We start from the raw sequence: 20603 nt of genomic DNA, 5'->3' as shown, positions 1-20603 counted from the left end.
TTTTAATTATTAAATATAGGGTATTTTAGTAGTGGGCTTAATTAATTCCCTTTAATTAATTTTAATGCTTTAACAGGCGCTATGAAAAAGAATATCGACCTCAAATTAAATGCCGGTGAAAAGGCAATACTTAAAAGCCAAAAAATAAAGATCAATGCTTTGGCCGGTTACGCTCCTGATGAAATAGCGGCTATCCTGAAAGCATCGGCCCAAAGGACTCAGGAAATTGCCGCGCTGATGGAATTTCAAAGCATCCCATCGTTAGGCATCAACTTTGCAACCGAACTTATTGAACAGGGGTATTATTCATTAAAGCAGCTTGAGGGAAAAGATCCGGTTGAACTGTACAATGCATTTGAAAAACATTGCGGTACCTGGGCCGACCCATGTGTTGAGGATTCGTACCGTTTATTGGCCCATTATATTGTACACCGCGACGATAGCAAACGCTGGTGGCATTTCACAGCCGAACGCAAAGCCTACCGCGCCCAGCACGGCTTCCCCGCCGATAGACCAAAAAGCCCATGGTACGATTTACCACAATATCCCAAAATGAAACAGTATGCGGATAGCCTGAATAAGGATAATACTACGGTTAAGTTGTAAGTACTTAGTTGAAAGCCCTAACTCTTGAGGAAAAAAATCAGGTTATTTTAAAAGACTTGGAACTTAAGACTTTCGACTAAAGACTATCTGTCATTTCAAGACAATACATCTTTGTCTTAATTCTTAACTCTTGCCTCTTCTTTATTGTTATTTTTATTTGGATTTATTCTAAATAAGGATTTACTTTGCTTTTGTTCTTAAAAGGGAAATACGCTTCCTGCAAAGTAATTGACGTTTAAGTTGAAAAAACACTTTAAAATATAAAGTCCTGCTCTGCGATAAATGCCGTGATGGCTTTATTACAGGGCAGGCACCAATTAAATCTATCTATTTATGTGCGACGCAAAAGTATTGAGCCAGGTTGGTGCATCGGTTATAAGCCGGTGCCAGGAGTGCCGTTGTATCTTCATCTGGAATAATAACCTTATCCTGAGTTTTACGCCCGAGCAGTTTGTACAATTCCGGGATTTTACCCTTGAGCTTAATTTTGAGAATTATACCTTCCCGTTTCCCGACGGGCAGGAACGTATGGTAATGCGTACCCCGGTAAATGATGTACAGTTTACCTTCAGCAGCGATGAATGGGAAGATTTCCATGCCGCCATGAACGAAGCCGTTTACATGCAGGAAGTATACAGCCTGATGGAAGGAGGGGAGTAGATGTGCAGATTACAGATGTGCAAATTTCAGATTATTTGAAAATTTGAGGATTTGAAAATTTGAAGGTAAAAAAATCAAAAGTGCCAGATGGCGAATTAGTGAGTTCGACATCTCGATTTCAGCACCCAACTCCCGAACCTCGAACCTCGCAACACGCAACGAATTCCCGCAACCCGAACCCGATTACAAATTGCACCAGTAAGTCCACTTAACTACCAGCTGGCGGTTTTTAACGGTATAGGGTGATGGGATGGAGTTATCCCCATAAACAATAAAAAAATCTGATGCCGGTTTGTAGCGCCATTGCAGGCGCACGTTGGTATTAATGTTTTTTACCTGGCCGTTGTATTGTACATAAGTGGTAAAATATAGGGTGTTGCTTAAGGTAATATCTGCCTTTGGGCCAATCAGCCAAAATTGGGTATCGCCATAAGGCTGGGGCAGGCGCAAATCATTAAATGAGGAGTTTACAAACAGGTTAACATAAGGCTGAAAGCGGTAGCCCAGTTGTGCAATCAGGCTGGTACGGTATCCATCGTAATAACCACCGTGCAGGCCCTCTAAAAGGTAAGTAAATAGCGCCTGCGGCTTCGATACAAACTGCATGTCAACCGTATTCCAATGATGTTGCGAGCCAATAGGCAGCGGTGTTTTGCCTGTATTGGTTGGATCAAACGGTACCAATAATTTGATATAGGTATCAATGCCCGATACCGTAAATGTACTTTTGTTACGCAGTGTCATGATATAAGCTAAGGTGCTTTCGTTATCGGTGCGCTTAAAATTCTCGTCAAAATAATAGTTGCTGGTTAGCTGGATGCCATGGATAAGCACATCGCCGCCTTTGGGAAAAAAATTATGTAATAGCAGCGGACTGATTTTATTATAGCCAACCCTGGGTACGTAGCCAACCCCCGCAGTATAGTTTTTGCCAACATACTCATCTTGCAAATAGGCCGTCCAGTATTTGCTCAGGTATTGCACATGGGCTGCTGCTACCAGGTCGTGTCCCTTAAGGCCGGGTGTAAATGATTTTAGGCCTAAAAGTTTACCGGTCCATAAATTGCTTGGCGAGGCCAGGTTGTACTCCACCCCAAAATTGCGGTTATAGGCATTGCCCGGGGTTGATGTCCCTGTAGCATCCTTATTAATAAACATAAAGCCGATGTTTGAACGGCCAAAAACGCGCCGCTGAAGCGTGAGTACACCATAGTTTTGGGCAGGGGTAAGGGCATCGTTTGATGTTCCGGTTTGTATATCCATCAGCCCAACACGCCAATCTTTATCCAGCTTGCCCGTTAGCCTGGTGCCAAACCTGATGGGGGCGTTAAGCCCAATCCTGCGCGAAAAAAACGGCCTTATATCGGCGTAGCCAAAATTGGCAAACAGGTCGCCGTTCTCTAAAAAAAACTGCCTCTTCTCGGGAAAAAACAATTCATACCTGTTCAAATTTACCACCTGCTGGTCTACATCAACCTGCGAAAAATCGGGGTTAACGGTAAGGTCGAGGTTGAGGGACGAGGTAAGGCCTATTTTGGCATCGCCGCCTATTTCTTTTTTCCAGTCGGTTTTGGTTCCGGCTATGTAATCTTTAGATAGGCCGGTAAGCGCGTAGGGGATGAGCGAAATGTTGGTGCCGGCATCGGGCGGTAATTCGTCCCAAACCAATAGGCCTGTATACGCCAGCGACGCCGTGGGGAACTGCCTTGGCACCGGCGCCCAGCTCGATTTTTCGGTAGATATCAGGTCGTTCCGGCTAAAGTTAATGCCCCATTGGCCAACGCCTTTTTTATAGCGGATACTTTTAAAGGGGATGGCTGCTTCAAATACCCACTTATCGGGATAGTTTTTTACTACCGATATCCATTTGTTATCCCAGCTAAGGTCAACCTTGCCACCCTCGTACATGGTACCATCCCATTGAGCGCCGGCGGCGTTGGCGCCAAAACTAAAGCCATCTGTGCGGGCGTCAAAGGGGTCGAGAAAAAATATAAAATTATCGTTTTTTTGAAAGGCGAAATCTCGCTTCAGCGATTCAACCATGTATTCGCCGGGCCCTGCGGTATAGCAAACGGCAATAATGTACAGGTTGTTGTTATCGAAGGTCATCCGCACCTCGGTATGTAATTTGGCCCGGCTGGTATCCATAGGCATCACCATAAAAAAGTTAGCAGCCGAATCGGCGCTATGCCAGGCCTCGTCCATAACTCCATCAATAGTAATGGGCGCTGTGGTTTTACGGATATGATATTGAAACACCGAATTCTTTTTTTGCGCCGATGCAGCAAATGGCACCCAACATAAAACCAACAATAGTGATATAATTTGAAAGGGCGACAGGTGTTTGCTTGGCTTCAACAGATTTTAGTTTTATTTTTCGAAATGCTTAAACACAAACCAGCCTGCATTTTATTGCAGGCTGGTATATTTTTCCGAAAGATAATAATTAAGAAAGAAGAATTAATGTAGAAATAATTTCCTTTTCAATTACCGCAAGAGCTTTCTGTCTTGACTCTTGATTCTTAACCCTTGATTCTTTTTTACAAGTTAACTACCAACGCTTTTCCGCTGTATTTAACCACCTTATCAGCTTTGGCTGTTATCTCCACATCTGAGCCATGTGCCCCCTTAACCAGCACAATATTAAAGGTGCGGTTTTTTAGCATCCCTGGAAAGTGGCCCTTGGTACCTGATATAGTCAGCTTATGCGCTTTATCATCCCAGTTAAAGCTGATGGTGGCAAAAGCTCCTTTTTCGTAGTTGTAATTTTCGTTTTCGTCTTCGTACAGCTTAAACGTACCATTTGCGCCTGGGTATATCCTTAATTCGATATTGCTGGCTGGTTTTTCGGTAGCGTATTCCATGTGCGGGCCCATTGGGATGATAGAACCGGCTTTTACATAAAGCGGCAATATCTCGATAGGTGCGGCAGCGCTGATGGTTTGGCCACCGTCGAGCACTTCACCAGTCCAAAAGTTGTACCATTTGGTTGCAGCGGGCAGGTAAACCTGGCGAGCTTTAGCTTTTTTATCAGCATCGGCCGATGTATACAGTTGCTCGGTAACAGGGTTAACCATAAAGGCAGGGCCAAACATATATTGGTCTGGTATGCCGTAGGCTTTTTCATCGTTCCTGAAATCAAATGTCAGGGCGCGCATCATGGTATAGTTTTCGGTAGTTACCTTGCCGGCCAGCGAGTAGATGTATGGCAGCAGGCGGTAACGCAGTTTATCAAAGTTTAACAGGATGGCTTTGGTATTGGCATCCCAGTTGTCGCTAAATAAAGCACGCTCGCCTTTACCGTGGATACGAAAGATGGGGCAAAACGCGCCAAACTGGAACCAACGGGTAAACAGCTCGCGCTTATCCGGCTGCGACCAGTCGGCAGCTTTCCAATGGAAGTGGTAACCGCCAATATCTGATGTCCAATAGGGGATACCCGATGCGCAGGCGTTGATACCCTGTGGCACCTGGTTTTTATAGTTCCAAAAGGTACACTCAATATCGCTTGACCATAAGGTGGCTGCATTACGCTGTTCGCCGGCAAATGATTGCCTTACCAAAAAGAAAGCGCGTTTGCCCGGAATATCCCTGCGCCAGCCATCGTAAACCCCTTTGGTGTGCTGCAACGAGTAGGTATTAAAATAATCAATCCCTTTACCTATGCTGAAGTTACTTTGGCGGCGGGCATCAAGCAAAGCGCCATTATCCGGCTCGCACTGGTCAATCCACCAGGCATCAAAACCGTAGCGTTTTACCAGGCTATCGCGTGCCTGGTCCCAATACAATTCGCGGGCTTTAGGATTATGGGCATCGTAATAGGTATCAAAAGTGTGGGTAACCACGTTATCCCAGGTAATATCAGTTAAGCCGCCCATTTTTTCCAATGCATCATAGTTGGGGGTGCCTTTACCAAATACGGGCCATATCGAAATCATGGCATGGATGTTTGCCTTGTGCAGTTCATCAACCATTTGTTTTGGGTGAGGGTAACGCTCGGGCTTCATCACGTGCGAGCCAATTGGCAACGGATCCCAGTAGTACCAGTCCTGTACAATTACGTCAACAGGGATGTGATTATCGCGATATTTATCTTTAACAGTCAATATTTCCTTTTCGCTCATGTACCTATCCTGCGATTGGAAAAGCCCGTAAGCCCATTTGCCAAACATTGGCGCACGGCCGGTTGCTATACGATATGAATCGATAATATGATCAAAAGAAGGGCCGTAGAAGAAGAAGTAATCTACCTGTTTACCACTTTCAGATACGTATTTAAATTTGGTGTTATCAGCCTCGGCGCCATAAAAGTTTGATGCCGAATAGTTGTCCCAAAGCAAGCCATAACCCTTGGTTGATAACAATACCGGGATAGCGCCGGTCAGGTACTTGATAAGTAACTCCTGGTTGCGGCCTTTATAGTTAATGGATAAAGAATCTAAGGGGTGGCAGCCTAAGCCGTAAAGCGCTTCGTTTACCGGTGAGGTAAACTGTGTGCTTACATTATAGGTACTGATGCCGGCAATAGTTGCGGGTGTTATTGTTTTGTTTTCGCTGTCTTCGGCAGTAATTACGTTGCCTTTTAAATCGGTATAAGTAATGGCGTTGGTGCCCTTATTTACTATTACCTTCATTTTTGCCGTGGTGATGACTACCTCGGTTTTGGTTGCCGTTACCTGGTAGGCAGTAGGGGTTTTCCAGCTGTTAACCACCACCAGCGAAGGCTTGGTTTCGAAGGCATCAAAAATGGTATATTTTACTTCGATAATGTCGGCACTGCGCACAAGCACCTTCATCAGGCCCTTATCTAAAGAAAAGGTAACGCCATCGGGACCTTTTTTAAAGGATTTAACGGTAGCGTTTGCAGTAAGTGTGGCCATAGCGCCTGCCAGCAAGATAAACAACGCAATCGATTGTTTTATTTTTGCATTTAAGGTGGGTAACATTTTAAACATATTGAACAGCAATAAATTAGTTTATAATAAGTGTAGGAATAACACCTGTTTTGAAAACGTGAATATAGGTACTTTTTTTAATTGAAGAAAAAATATGACGAGAATTGTGGATTGATTACATAAATTTCAAAACAGAATCATCTGTAAAACCATCCGAAGCATCATTTAATAATTTAACTAAATCACAGAGCTTCATAATTTGACCTTTGCTGTGAAGGTTTTTTATTTCAATTGAAATATTTGTATTCGGTTTTACAATTAGTTTGTGTTGGCCTATAAAAACAAAATTAGCCCCCAATATTTCCTTCTCTAATATGGTTCCGGTCCAAACCCCTCGAATTTCGCATATGAACCATTTATGATTTACAAACGGTTGAAGAGAGTGACTGTTAATTCTTAATAGCGGTAATTTTATAGGAATTTTAGTTACAGTTTCGACAGATATAATATGTACAAAAGAATACGGATCATTGTCAAACAATAAGTCTATTTCAAGATTTGGTTCCAAAAAGTAAGACTCTTGCTCCATTGTTATTTGTTCAATAACAGCATAAATGAAATTTGTATTTTCTTCTGGATTTAATCTTATTTGAGCGTTAAATATATGAACTGTACAAGACCATAACTGAAACCGATAGTTTCTTAATTCGTCAAAAGATTCATATCGTATATCTGCGTCAAGTAAATTTAACCCCTTTGATATTTTTGTTAATTTGAAAATCAGTAAATCTGGTACTTTATTGTAAAGCTGCCATAAGCGAAATTTAGAATAATTTCCATAAGTATTTCCTCCGTTTGATCTGGATTGCTGATTGAGTATGTAAACAGTTTTTTTATCAGTTGAATTGGTGGTTTTAAGAAAATATCGATACGCTTCGTTAACTGCTTCCGTGAGGATATTTATCAAGTTTGTATAGGCATCGGAAGATATTAGTGAATGTCTATTTAAATTAAAAACAAAGCCCTCTGGGTTGTTTGTATTCGCAACAAATAGACCAATACGACCAAAGTCGAAGATTAGAGAGTATAGTCGAATTGCTGTTTTAAAACCACAAATAGAAAACACCTCAGAATATCCATACCTATTGAGCATATGCATTACACTGATGTTGTTGCTCAACTTAAAAGTTGCTGCCCCGTTGGACATTGTATAAAGTAGTTTTAATTTAAATGTTAAACTATCGTACTGTTTTTCGAAGATAAATTCTTTGACATTGTGCTCCAATGCAAGTTTTCTTTTGGCACCAGTTAAATCCGCTAAGGATGGCAACGAGATGTTAGTCGGAATGGAATACTCTTCCTCACCGTTGGAAATATTTATAGGTATTTCAGAGCATACAATCGAGTTATTTAAACGCATTAATAGATCATCAACTCCAATCTCTTTTTTTAAAAGGAGCGTTATTGTTGTTCCTGGTGATAACGACGTTTTTTTAAATAGGGTGTAATCTTTGAATTCGTTTATACTTACCTCAAAGGTTAAACCATCAATTTTTTCAGAATTTAGTTGGACATTCATGTATTCAAAAGGAGCTGTTTGAATCGATACGGAATTTGCAATCGTAAATGTTGACCAAAACCCAATTCCAAATCTTGCCAAAGAACTATATGAGGAAGTCTTATATGTAGGATCCATGGACCGGCTGTTTCCTACCGTCAAAAAATTATTCAAAATTGTCGATCTTGACATTCCACATCCGTTGTCAGAAATAATAATGGCATGTTGACTTTTATTGTATTTAATATCGATATGAGGCTTATAATCAGCAGCAGCAATGGAATTAAATTTCCTGTATCTACAAGCTTCAACTGAATTTTGAAGTAACTCTTTAATTACTATCCCAGTGTCATTCGACCAAGTTGAGTTAGATGATATAAGATTAATAATATGATCTTTTTTTATTCTGATACCTAATCGTTCAAAGTCACTGCCCAAAATCACTAAGTTTCGTTCAATTGAGTCACCCCTCACAATCAGTCGTCGCAAAGAAGACTTTAAATCAATATCAATATAATCTCTAACCCAAGACTCTATGAAATCGATAGTCTTATGAGCAAGATTTAATACCTCAGGATCATCAAATGTGCCTGAAATAATAATCTTTCCGTCTTTTCCTATTGCAACACTGTCTCCAATGCAAACATGTTTTAGATTTTCTTTGTAGGAAGTTATTGCTTCTGATTCCTCATGGTTTTTAATTTTGTCTTTTAACGTATCTAATACACCGTCTACTATTCTCGTTTCACTAAACTCTAACGAATCGGCAATGCATAGAATACAAGCTAATTGTTTCAAATCCAACTCTTTTTCGCCGCCCGCTACTCTTTTTCCAAGTTTAACTTCCAATTCATTTATCGATAAATTGTGCGCGGTCATCAGTAAGTCTAACGGTGAGATCAAATTTTTAGGTATATTGAGTTTTTCGTAGTTCTGATCGATATAACTACCACCTCTTTGCGAGTGGTATTTCCTCAAATGCTTTTGTAAAGTAACATTGCTTTTCCAGTGTTCGTCATTTATTTCTAATTGATTTATTAAAATGTCTTTTTCATTTGGAAATACTGTCATTCCTAGATCATGTGCATATGAACTGCAAATGAGAAGGAAGGCTTCAATATTGGTCAAACTCAATTTATTGTCTTTTTTTAAACATTCTTTAGAAAGAATTTGATCCATTCGCCTCAATACTCTATAGCCATGATGGGCATCGTGCCGGGTATAATAGGGAAAAAAATCTTGTATAGATTTTAATAATGGTGTAATTTGTTCAACAAATACGATTGAGTAGTCAGCATATATTTTGTCTATTTCATTCAGATAGTTCCAAAGTTTAGTTTCTTTAAGTTCAACAATCGAATTCCGTACAATCATATTCTGGCTTTATTTGTAAATGTAAATAAATGATATTTTTTGTTGCTCAATGTCTTTATCATACCTAAATTATGTCAGCTTGTGACATAATGTGAACTTATGCTGATAAATAATAGGCAGAATGATCCTTTCCTCAAGCACCTATACTGTTTAGAACTCGAACAGCGCGGGTTATGAATTTGTAAATATGACAATTGAGACCTATTGATTGTTAAATAAATAGCTTTTTGCTATTTAACTTTTACGAACGCAACCCTTACTCGTCCTGACTTAAACCCATCATCATGGCAAACGCAATTACTGCTTCTGCAAACACCACGTAGTCATGCATCGTAGGTTTTGCACGTTAGTTGTTTTTATCGGTTCATAAAGCGTACCGTTTAGCGCAAAGCCGTAGCGCAGCAGGATTTGTTCATCTACTAAAAAACGTTCAGAACCATCTGGAAGCAGGAAACGGTTATTGTTATCAACAGGTTTTACCAGGTTTTCAATCCCGATATCCGATGCCAGCCGGGCAAAAAAGTAGCCGCCGGGTTTAAGCACCCGCCAAAGCGAGTGTACCATGTTGTCGAAATGTTCAATACTCTTTGCAAAATGTAAAACCGCGCTGCAAATCACCAGGTCGAAAGTGTTATCCGGATAAGGCAGATCTTCAACACCCGATACCGCGAAGTTTGACAGGGGATTGCCCGGCGCTAACGTAGCGGATAATTGCTTAACCGCATCAACAGCCGCCTCGCTTTGATCAACCCCATAAACATTAAACCCGTTTTGTAAAAAGTAAACCAGGTTACGGCCGCCGCCGCAGCCGGCATCCAATACGGTTTTGCAGTCATCAAACCGGCCTTTCAATAACTGATCGAACAGGTAAATGTCAATATTGCCAAATGTTTGCTGAAGCTGATTTTGCATGGCGAAAATTAAGAATAATATGAAAATTACTTAACTTTAATTATGGCTACCGATATGTCAATCTTTATGCAGTTTCTGCGCAGCATACTGCTCCCTTTGCCTGGCGTTACCGAGGGAATGCATTTTGAATACCCGGCCTTTTATGTAAATAAAAAGATTTTTACCAACGTAAAACTGGCGCAGGAACTGCTTGCAGTGTATACTACCGAACGTGAAAAATGGATGGCGCGCGATCCGCATACCTTCTTTATTACCCATCATTACATCAATTACAAATGCATGGTGGTACGCCTTGAAACGGTATCGCCTGATGATCTTAAAACCCTGTTGATAACTGCCTATCGTGCACGGGCGACAAAAAAACTGGTAAAAGAATACGATGTGATGATGTCAGCCGGGTAAATACTGCTTTTCGCCCCAACTTGTTACCAAAACACAACACACATTTAGCGTTAAAACAACTACTTTTGCCTACCTATTTGACTATATGATAAAATTGTACCTGAGCTGGTTTCTGACCCTTGCAATAGCTGTAAACGCCACCGCCCAAAGTAAAAAAACAATAAAAAAAGATACCACGCACCTAAAAACTGTAACTGTACACGGCTATCTTAGTGAACAGCCGGTGTTGAGTGTACCGGCTTCGGTAAGTGTATTGGGGGCTGCACAATTAAAATTACAGCCCGATAATTCATTTGTAACGGCATTGAACACCGTTCCGGGTATCCGGGCCGAGGAGCGTTCGCCGGGGAGCTACCGTTTATCCATCCGCGGGAGTTTGTTGCGGTCGCCGTTTGGGGTTAGGGATGTAAAAATTTATTTTGATGAAATTCCCTTAACGGATGCCGGGGGCAACACTTACCTGAATGCTATTGATATAGGCAGCATAGGCAGTATCGAAATACTAAAAGGCCCCGATGGCAGCTTATTTGGCGCCAACTCCGGCGGGGTAGTTTCGCTGAGTTCTATTAACCGCTATAATGATGGTAGTTATTTAACGGCGGGCGTTAATACCGGCAGCTATGGCTTGTTCCACGAAAAGGTTACGCTTCAGCAGCGTTCGGGGGCAAATCTGTTTAATATCAGCCAAAGTTTTCAAACCTATCACGGTTACAGGCAACATAGTGATACGCACCGAAATTACATACAACTGGCCGATAAATGGAACTATAGCGGTAAAAACGAGTTAAAAGTGCTGGGGCTATATTCCAACCTGGCCTACCAAACGCCCGGCGGCTTAAACCTGGCGCAGTTTACAGCCAACCCAACACTGGCGCGGCAGCCAACTGCAACTTTACCCGGAGCTATACAACAGCAAATTGGTATCACCACTAAAATGTATTTAGGCGGATTGACCAACGAATACCATTTAAGCGACAGGATCAGGAACGTGCTGTCTGTTTTTGGCAGCCATGTTGATTTTGCCAACCCATTTATTACCAATTATGAGCAACGTAAGGAAAATACTTATGGATTGCGCACTTATTTTGAATTGGCCGGCAATCACCAGGAAAACCTGGATTGGAAAGCCGATTTAGGAATTGAGTGGCAGCAAACCAATTCGCTGATTAGCAATTATGGCAATAAAAAAGGCGTAAAGGATACCACCCAAACCAGCGATAACATTCATACCAATCAGCATTTTATCTTCGGGCGCTATTCGGCAGACCTATTTAAACGCCTGCACGCGGAAGCCGCGCTGAGCCTGAATTGGTACGACTATGATTTTAAAAATATTTACCCGCTTAACCAAAGCGGTTTTACCAACCGCAATTTTACGCCACAATTAATGCCAAGGCTTGCCTTAAGCTACCAGCTTACCAATAACTTTATCTGGCGGGCATCAGTAAGCCGCGGCTACTCTACACCAACCACTGCCGAGGTGCGGCCTACTGATAATATTGTAAATACCAGCCTGCAGGCACAAACCGGCTGGAATTACGAAACCGGTTTCCGCCTGCGCAACCAGGACGAGACTTTGCTGCTCGATGCTTCTGTATTTTATTACCGCATCAGCAATGCCATTGTACGCCGTTTAAATACCGACGAAACCGAGCACTATATCAATGCCGGCGGCACCAATCAGCCAGGTTTTGAATTGTCGTTTACAGATTGGATTATCCGCCAGAATAGTACACATTTTATCCGTGGCCTGCAGTTTAATGAATCATATACTTACAGCTGGTTTACTTTCCGCGATTACACGGTTACCAGCACCAGCTATTCGGGCAACAGGCTAACGGGGGTGCCCAGGCATGTGTTTGTATCCAGCCTGCAACTCAAATTCCCGGCAGATCTTTCGTTGTTTGCACAGCATAACTACACCTCAAAAATCCCGCTCAACGATGCCAATACAGTATATGCCGCGCATTATAACCTGTTACAAGGCAGGGTTAGCTGGCAACCAACAATTGCCCGTAAAACACGATTGGAGATTTTTGCCGCCGCGGATAACATCCTGAACCAAAAATATAGCCTTGGGAATGATTTAAATGCGGTAGGCAACAGGTATTATAACGCTTCGCCTTTGAGGAATTATAATGTGGGTATGAATGTGAGGTTGTAAGGGATTTTGGATTTTAAAATCAATTCATCTTAAAGTCTTTAAGTGTTGTTATTTTCAAATCCTCAAATTGAATTTTACTTAAATCTATAAACCCCGGTTATTGCCGCCCATTGGTGCGAATGTATCATCGTCTTAACTTCACGGGTGTGGAAAATAGCGGCAACATCAAACGTGAAGCGTGTAAAGCTAAAACCTACGCCAAATTGCTGGCTAAAAACAAAGGGCTTTTTGGTCCCGGTAATTTCCAGGCTATTAGGGTCGTGGCTGCTAAAAAGGCCGCCTTGTACAGTGGCATCGTAAACTATGGCGTTTATTTGCGGTTTGTAGTAAAAAAACAACTCTTGTTTGTGCAGTAAATTGCTTTGAGGAGTTAACGATGCCGTGCTTTGCGTACTTATTGAACTGAATAGCTGGTTAAAGTTGCCCAGGCGAAACAGCGGTCCTAATCCGGCCCCGGTAAAGCCGGTACCTAAATTGGCATAGCTGGCCAGGCTTACATCTGCCCATGACGCACGGGCAAGCAGCTTGTTATATTCGGCAGATAAATTAAGCTCAACATCATTCCTGATCTGGTATTGCCAGCCGTTTAGCGTGTAAAAGCCAAAAGTGTTATGAATAAGTTTTTGAACGGGTTCGCCACCGGCCGCCGGGCCAACCAGCCCTATTTGCGCCCCAAGTTTAAGGGTGCTTTCGTTTTTATATAACAGGTTTAAGGTACCGCCAATATAGGTGTATGCGGCAAAAGGCCTGTCAACATCGCCTGCATCCCTAACGTAGCCCGATTGTGGATTAAACATCTTTTGCCCTAATTCGATGCCCAAAATTTTGTTTTGAAGGTTCCCTGATTCTGCAACTTTTAAGGCCTTACGGTAATAAAAAAAAATACCATTGGTGTAATACCTATCAGACCCCTGGCCCAGGTACGAGTCGTTATCAGTTTGGATGCCAAATTCCTGGCTATGTTGCTGGGCAAATAATGTGGTACAGCCCAACAGGCATACCAGCGTAAAAAAAAGCTTGTTTAGCATTTAGTATGAATATTTCTGCGGCCAATATATAAATTTTGAGTGGTTTAAATCATAGTTCATCGTATTATGAAAAATGTTGTAAACAATTGTAAATAGGTGAGAAATCAAAACTAAAACGTCGAAAGAAAATCTGTAAAAAAGTTGCCAGGGCAGTTTGGTTGTACCAGGCTGGCGGCTTTGGGGCATCGTTATATCCAAATCCCATTGCTTTGAAAAGAGTTTATTTATATAAACTTAATGTATTTTACAAATAAGAAAATAAAACTTATCTGAGTAAAAGTTGTTGCCTATAAAAACATAAATAAATCACTACTATGAAAAAGTTAAGTTTAATGGCGATGATGGCAATTGCTGCCTTATCATTCCAATCATGCGGCGGTGCCAAAGACAGTAAAGATGCTGCCGACAGTACCAATGCCGTTAAAGACACATCAACAATGGCGGTTAACGATACTACCGGCGTAACCGGCGCAAAAGGCATTGCTGTTGATAAAGATGATGCAAAATTTGCTGTTGACGCTGCCAACGGTGGTATGACCGAAGTTGCGGCAGGTAAAGTTGCCGAAACCAAAGCCTTAAATCAAAAAGTTAAAGATTTTGCAGCAATGATGGTGGCCGATCATGGCAAAGCAAACGAGGAATTGATGGCTATTGCCAAAACCAAAAACATTACATTGCCAGCCGCACCAAGCGAAGAAAAGCAAAAGGAGTTGGCAGATCTTTCAAAAAAATCGGCCAGCGATTTTGACAAAGCTTACGTAGATGCCATGGTTGACGGGCACAAAAAAACAATATCGATGTTTGAAGATGCTGCCAAAAACTGTAAAGACGCAGATTTGAAGGCTTTTGCCGAAAAAACTTTACCTACTATAAAAGGTCATCTTACCGAGATAGAGGCAATAAAAAAAGGTATGAAATAATTAATGCTGATTTTATAACAATGGAAGGGAGGTAATTTTACCTCCTTTTCTGTTTTTATACCTATTTTAGGGCATAACAACAGATTAGCCTCCCTATGAAAAAAGTTTACCTGCTCTTTTTTGCCTTATTAGTTTTTGTTCTGAATGTTAAAGCCCAACAAACTGATGAGATTGGTGCCAAAACAAAAGGCTTTACCAAATACACCGGTTATTTTAACTTCTATTGGGACGAGAAAACCGGGAAGATTTTTTTAGAGATAGATAAATTCGACCAGGAATTTCTTTACGTGAACTCGATGCCAGCGGGTGTAGGGTCAAATGATCTGGGTTTGGATAGGGGGCAAATTGGCGGCAGTCGCATTGTGAAATTCATAAAAAGCGGTCCTAAGGTATTATTGATGCAGCCCAATTACAGCTACCGGGCTATCAGCAATAATGCCGAAGAACGAAAATCTGTAGAAGAAGCCTTTGCACAATCGGCTATTTGGGGCACAACGGTTGTAGCCCAGGATGGCAATAGGGTTTTGGTTGATTTTACCCCCTTTTTGCTGCGCGACAGCCATAAAATTGCTGATAGGTTGAATGATGCCAACCAGGGTAATTTTGGCTTTGACGATAGCCGGTCGGCTGTGTATTTACCCAATACAAAAAGCTTTCCGGATAATTCAGAATTTGAGGCTACTATCACCCTGGCCGGAAAAGGCAAAGGTTACGAGATTAGCTCGGTAACTCCTGACGCTAATGCCGTTACAGTAAGGATGCACCAATCCTTTATTAAGCTACCCGACGATGGCTATAAAAAACGGAACTTCGATCCACGGTCTGGTTTTTACGATGTGGACTATATGGATTACGCAACGCCTATTGATGAGCCTATCATGAAAAGGATGCTTACCCGCCACCGGTTGGAAAAAAAGGACCCTACTGCGGCAATTAGTGAACCCGTAAAACCCATTATATATTATGTTGACCGTGGGGCGCCCGAACTTGTGCGTAACGCCCTGATTGAAGGAGCCGGCTGGTGGAACCAGGCCTTTGAGGCTGCCGGTTATAAAAACGCTTTCCAGGTTAAACTACTGCCCGAGGATGCCGACCCAATGGACATCCGTTATAATATTATCCAATGGATTCACCGCTCAACCAGGGGATGGTCATACGGTGCATCAATTGATGATCCGCGTACAGGCGAAATAATTAAAGGCCAGGTTTCCCTTGGCTCCCTGCGCGACAGGCAGGATTTCCTGATTGCCGAAGGATTGGTTCAGCCTTATGAAGATGGCAAACCAACAAGCGATAAAATGATGAAAATGGCCCTTGCCCGTTTAAGGCAATTGGCGGCCCATGAGGTTGGCCATACCCTGGGCTTGCAGCATAATTTTACTGCCAGTGTAAACGGCCGGGCATCGGTAATGGATTATCCGCCACCGGTTATCAGCCTGAATGCTGATGGCACTATCGACCTCAGTAAAGCTTATCGCACCGAAATTGGTGAATATGATAAACGTGCCATCCTTTATGGTTACCAGGATTTTGCTAAAGGTACCAATGAGGATGAGGCTTTAAAAGGCATCATTACCGAAACCATTAAACAAGGCTTTTTATTTATATCTGATGATGATGCCCGCCCGGCCGGCAGCGCTCACCCACAAGCCCATTTATGGGATAGCGGTACCAATGCTGCCGATGAACTGAACCGCCTGATGGTATTACGCAAACATGTGCTGGATAATTTTTCGGAAAAAGCCATCCGCCAGGATGCGCCTATGGCTACACTGGAGGAAGTATTGGTGCCGATGTACCTGATTCACCGTTTCCAGGCTGAGGCTGCTTCGAAAATGTTGGGCGGATTGTATTATACTTTCGCACTTAAAAACGATGGACAAACCATTACCAAATTTGTGCCCCCTGCCGAGCAATGGAAGGCTTTTAATGCGCTGATGGGTACCATCAGCCCAGATGCATTGGCACTGCCCGAAAAGTTGATAGAGAAAATACCACCGCGACCAATTGGTTATCCGCGTACAAGGGAAACCTTTAAATCGCATACCGGCCTCACTTTTGATCCGATGGCCGCTGCAGAATCTGCCGCTGCTGCAACCTTATCGTTCATGTTACAGCCCGAGCGCGCCGCCAGGCTGGTTGAATACCAATCGCGCGATAATGCCCAGCCGGGCCTTTTACCTGTTTTGAATAAACTGGTAGCCCAAACCTGGAAAGCCCCGCAACCGGCAGGCTATAAAGGCGAACTGCAACGCCTGGTAAATAACCTTGCCCTTAGGCAGATACTAACCCTGGCTGCCACAACCAGCGCCCCCGAAAGCGTGCGCGGTATTGCGTTACTACAGATAGATGACCTTAAAAAATGGATGAAAACAGCGGCGCTTACTGCTACGGGTAGCAATAAAGCTAATTTGCTGTTCGGTTTATCACAAATCAATGAGTTTGAGAAAAACCCCGATAAATTTCAACCGACACCAGTGTTGAATATGCCGGATGGATCGCCGATTGGGATGGATTAAGAAAAATGATAAACTTTAAAATAAAACCACCGGAGGAAACATCGGGTGCCATAGGCGAAAATGATCGTTTTACAAGCTGGTTTTTTCTCACAGATGGCGACTTGTGGCTCACCTTTGGAGATCAAACTATTTACGAGTACACCAGCGAGGCGATGGAATACTTCGAAGACAAATCAACACCTTACTCTGATTATCAGGTAAGCAGATTTGTAGAAGATTTTTCGGACATATTTAAAAATATAAGAGAAACCGTTCCTGAAAATTTTTATGAGTTAGCTGAGAACGTAACCCAATTTTACAAAGACCTTAAACATTGGAAAAGTCTTAACGAGGATGGGGACGAAGCTCATTACGATGCCTTTATGGACAATGTCGATATATTATATTCATGGGTCAGGGAAAGAGCACTTTTGGGAATTCATTTACTAGGCGGGCCGACATTATATTTTTTTAGACATGACGATAAAGTTAAAATAGTTTGGGAAACTGATTTCGTTTTAGAAAATGGTGCAAAACTATGGACAGCTAAAAATGGGAGTTGTGAAATGGAATACGATGACTTTCGAAAAAGAATAATTGAATTTGCCCGGAACTACTTTCTGGCAATGGATAATCAAATAAAATTAGCCATAGCAAGAGATTGGGGAGATATCATTCTTGACAAGAAAAGACTGGTTGAGGAGCAAGAGGAAAGGAAATTTGATTTTTATAGTGAATTCTCAAAGTTGTGGCATGAGCCGGAGGAAAAAACAAATTGGGAGGAAATTGAAGAAATATATAAGCTGATGCGTGATGAATTAGATGGAAGTCGTTAACGTGATTTCACTAAACGCAGAACTGAAAAATATAGTCAATTACGATCGCTCATTTGTATCCAGAACTATGACACAGATACAGCTTTATAAAATATGATTATGTGATATGGGAAGAAATTATGCCGTAATGTTTGAAATACAAACAGTTAAAAAACTTGCGAAGTTTTTAAAATTTCGCAAGTATGGGATTCGAAAAAAGCGTTTGTATGACTAAATTTTTATCTCTATCAACCCACTATCAAAGTCGAACAATCTTTTCTTCATACTAACCTCAAAGCCATGCAACTCCAAGCTAATTTGCTGGTACTTCGACGGAAATGTTCCTTCGACTTCGGAAAGACTAACCTGCTTTTTCTTTGGATCAAAACTAATTGTACGGTTGTAGTAACCCCCATGTTCATAATCGTAAGACAACCCGTCATCTTCATAATAAACAAATTCGGTAGTTTCCTTTCCATTCCAGACATGAATCTGTAAAATGCCATCGCCTTTAGCGGCTGTACTTTGCGTTACGCTTTGCATTGGTATAATAGCACCTGCTTTTACAAAAACAGGCAAATCGGTTAAAGGCGATGCTACATTTACAATTTTACCACCTTTGTGTTTTTCGCCGGTACTTAAGCGATACCAATCGCCGTTGGGCAGGTAAACATCGGTTTTTACCTTATCGCTTTCAACAGGAGAAACCAACAGCGCATCGCCAAACATAAACTGGTTTTGGAAGCGTTCGAAATATACTTTTTCGTCAAAAGGATATTCAATGGCCAGCGTGCGGCTAATGGGTAAGCCTGTTTGTGTGGATTGATGAAAGGCCGAATAAATATAGGGCAACAGCTTATATCGTTGTTCAATATCTTTTTTGATGAGCTGCTCGTTGACATCTCCCCATTCCCATGGCTCGCGCATTTTGCTGCCCTGTATAGCGTGGTTTCGAAACATTGGCGTATAAACTCCTAACGAATTCCAGCGTACCATTAGCTCAGGCGTTGGGTTGGCGCTAAAGCCACCGATATCTACGCCGGTAAAAGATATGCCGGTTATACCAAGGCTGTTTACTAAACGCTGCCCCAAAAGCATGTGCTCATCAGTGCCGGTGTTATCGCCCGTCCACACGGCCGAATAGCGCTGTGTGCCGGCGTATGCGGCCCGGGTGAGTACAAATGGTCGTTTGTTATTCAGGATTTTTCTTGTGCCCTCGTATGTAGCCCTGGCCATTTGCATGCCATAAGCATTGCGCACTTCGGGCATATATTTATCTCCAAATTTTACCATCCACGGGATGTTTTGCCCCCAGGCTGCCGGTTCGTTCATATCGTTCCAAAAACCATCTACGCCAACATCTGTCAAAGCGGTAAACGCTGCGCCCCACCACTCCCGCACATCATCCCTGAAAAAATCGGGAAAGTGACAGCGGCCCGGCCAAACATACCCTGTATAATTTTCGCCATCGGGATATTTGGCAAAGTAGTCGTTAGCTACTCCTTCATCGTATTGCTTGTAGCCGTCTTCAATCTTTATTCCCGGATCAACTATCGTAACCAAATGAAAACCCATCGCCTTTAGCTCGTTCATCATGGCCCGCGGATTAGCAAAGGTTTTCTTATTCCAGGTAAAAATTTTGAAACCCTCCATATAATCAATGTCGCAATACATCACGTCGGCCGGGATCTTCTTTTTGCGGAAGGTTTTGGCAATTTTTAATACTTCTTTGGCGCTCATATAGCTCCAGCGGCATTGCTGGTAACCAAGGCTCCACAGCGGCGGCATTTCCATGCGGCCAGTGAGCCAGGTATAATCTTCAATAATTTTGGCTACGCCCTGTGCGCCAAAAAAATAATAGTTCATATCGCCGCCATCGGCACCAAACCAGCTCATTTCATCGTCGGTGGTAGCGCCAAAGTCGAAATAGCTTTTGTGGGTATTGTCCAGAAACAGACCATAGGTTAGCCCGCTATGCAGGCCTATAAAAAACGGAAATGTTTTATATAAAGGGTCGCTTTTGTTGTTGTAGTCAACCGCATCGGTATTCCAGTTAACATACGATGTTCCGCGCCGGTTAAGGTTGCCGGCTTTCTCGCCCAGTCCAATAAATTTTTCATCGGCATATAATTTACGATAGGTAATTACGCGCTCGCCCTGCCAGTTGGTGCCAAAACGACTATCGTCTTCGCTTAGGGGTTTGCCGTCAGCCGTAGAAAAGTTAAACCTCAAGGGTGATTTATTGATGCTGAGTTTTAATGCCGGGGTGTTGATTTCGATTGCATCAGCTGATTCATCAAATTCAAATTTGCCGATAGGTTGTTGTATAACAGCATAAGAACTATCCGGGGCACTATGCCTTCTACTGATATTAACCCGGATGATTGTCGGGCTGTATACACATACCCTTGCTTCTGCTTTTATCGTTTTAATAGTTAGCAGGCCGCCCTGTTGTTTAAAACTTTTTACGTTCCCTAATATTTCTACTTCCATATGGTAACATGCCGGCGCGATTGATAGCAGGGCACAAAAAAGCAACGCCATTAAGTTTCAATGGTTTTTATAAATGTAAATCAGTATCGTGTCAACGATAAATTGACGGATAGTCTTCAGCCCAAAGTCTTAAGTTCTAAGCCCAAAAAAGAAAAAAACAACTTTAGACTTACGACTTAGTACTATCGACTTAGCACAAGCCAATTATACCCGCATAACCGATGAACAGCAAAAACGCATCGATGAACAGCGGCTATTGAACTATAAAACCACGGTGA

At 42.3% G+C, this 20603-nt stretch carries 13 protein-coding genes; 7 read left to right on the top strand and 6 right to left on the bottom strand.

The genetic code is table 11. The features are described from left to right. Positions 1-81 precede the first annotated feature (81 nt). Complete coding sequence (locus PQ469_RS21570; RefSeq protein ID WP_274209528.1) at positions 82-606, top strand: helix-hairpin-helix domain-containing protein; 525 nt, start codon at positions 82-84, stop codon at positions 604-606. A gap of 333 nt (positions 607-939) precedes the next feature. Continuing rightward, a complete protein-coding gene (locus PQ469_RS21565; RefSeq protein ID WP_090653247.1) occupies positions 940-1266 on the top strand; it encodes a DUF6686 family protein in 327 nt (108 codons plus the stop codon). Between the two features lie 183 nt (positions 1267-1449). On the opposite strand, the gene PQ469_RS21560 is transcribed toward PQ469_RS21565, so the two are convergent. From PQ469_RS21560 to PQ469_RS21545, 4 genes are all read right to left on the bottom strand, one after another. Then, complete coding sequence (locus tag PQ469_RS21560; protein ID WP_274209527.1) at positions 1450-3624, bottom strand: DUF5916 domain-containing protein; 2175 nt, start codon at positions 3622-3624, stop codon at positions 1450-1452. A 182-nt stretch (positions 3625-3806) separates the two neighbouring features. Further along, on the bottom strand, positions 3807-6212 hold the full coding sequence (locus tag PQ469_RS21555) for a glycoside hydrolase family 31 protein (protein ID WP_274209526.1): 2406 nt from the start codon (positions 6210-6212) through the stop codon (positions 3807-3809). Between the two features lie 124 nt (positions 6213-6336). Then, on the bottom strand, positions 6337-9093 hold the full coding sequence (locus PQ469_RS21550) for an HD domain-containing protein (protein ID WP_274209525.1): 2757 nt from the start codon (positions 9091-9093) through the stop codon (positions 6337-6339). Positions 9094-9390: 297 nt separating this feature from the next. Continuing rightward, positions 9391-10005: a class I SAM-dependent methyltransferase gene (locus PQ469_RS21545; protein ID WP_274209524.1), complete on the bottom strand. Its 615-nt coding sequence runs from the start codon at positions 10003-10005 to the stop codon at positions 9391-9393. Between the two features lie 42 nt (positions 10006-10047). Here PQ469_RS21545 and PQ469_RS21540 point away from each other — a divergent pair, with 42 nt between their 5' ends. Together PQ469_RS21540 and PQ469_RS21535 are read left to right on the top strand one after the other, a co-directional pair. Next, the gene (locus PQ469_RS21540) at positions 10048-10407 is read left to right on the top strand and encodes an MmcQ/YjbR family DNA-binding protein (protein WP_274209523.1); all 360 of its coding nucleotides are present in this window, start codon (positions 10048-10050) and stop codon (positions 10405-10407) included. Between the two features lie 85 nt (positions 10408-10492). Beyond that, positions 10493-12571 carry a TonB-dependent receptor gene (locus PQ469_RS21535; RefSeq protein ID WP_274209522.1) on the top strand — a complete coding sequence of 693 codons (2079 nt, stop codon included), beginning with the start codon at positions 10493-10495 and terminating at the stop codon, positions 12569-12571. A gap of 74 nt (positions 12572-12645) precedes the next feature. Here the strand turns inward: PQ469_RS21535 and PQ469_RS21530 are convergent, their stop codons facing one another. Continuing rightward, positions 12646-13599 carry a lipid A deacylase LpxR family protein gene (locus PQ469_RS21530; RefSeq protein WP_274209521.1) on the bottom strand — a complete coding sequence of 318 codons (954 nt, stop codon included), beginning with the start codon at positions 13597-13599 and terminating at the stop codon, positions 12646-12648. 314 nt (positions 13600-13913) lie between these two features. Between PQ469_RS21530 and PQ469_RS21525 the strand changes: the two genes are divergently transcribed. The 3 genes from PQ469_RS21525 to PQ469_RS21515 all read left to right on the top strand — a co-directional run bounded on the left by PQ469_RS21525 (position 13914) and on the right by PQ469_RS21515 (position 17853). Continuing rightward, positions 13914-14519: a DUF4142 domain-containing protein gene (locus tag PQ469_RS21525; protein WP_090653254.1), complete on the top strand. Its 606-nt coding sequence runs from the start codon at positions 13914-13916 to the stop codon at positions 14517-14519. 95 nt (positions 14520-14614) lie between these two features. Then, a complete protein-coding gene (locus PQ469_RS21520) occupies positions 14615-17038 on the top strand; it encodes a zinc-dependent metalloprotease (protein ID WP_274209519.1) in 2424 nt (807 codons plus the stop codon). 5 nt (positions 17039-17043) lie between these two features. Beyond that, a complete protein-coding gene (locus PQ469_RS21515; protein WP_274209518.1) occupies positions 17044-17853 on the top strand; it encodes a DUF5984 family protein in 810 nt (269 codons plus the stop codon). A 210-nt stretch (positions 17854-18063) separates the two neighbouring features. Here PQ469_RS21515 and PQ469_RS21510 read toward each other — a convergent pair whose 3' ends face one another. Continuing rightward, positions 18064-20325 (bottom strand): glycoside hydrolase family 31 protein, encoded by a 2262-nt coding sequence (locus tag PQ469_RS21510; protein ID WP_274209517.1) that lies wholly within the window; start codon positions 20323-20325, stop codon positions 18064-18066. Between the last annotated feature and the right edge of the window lie 278 nt (positions 20326-20603).

Origin of the sequence: Mucilaginibacter sp. KACC 22773, from assembly GCF_028736215.1 — a bacterium.
GTDB lineage: Bacteria > Bacteroidota > Bacteroidia > Sphingobacteriales > Sphingobacteriaceae > Mucilaginibacter.
Note: the sequence above shows the minus strand (reverse complement) of the source record. Positions and strands in the feature narration are given on the sequence as shown.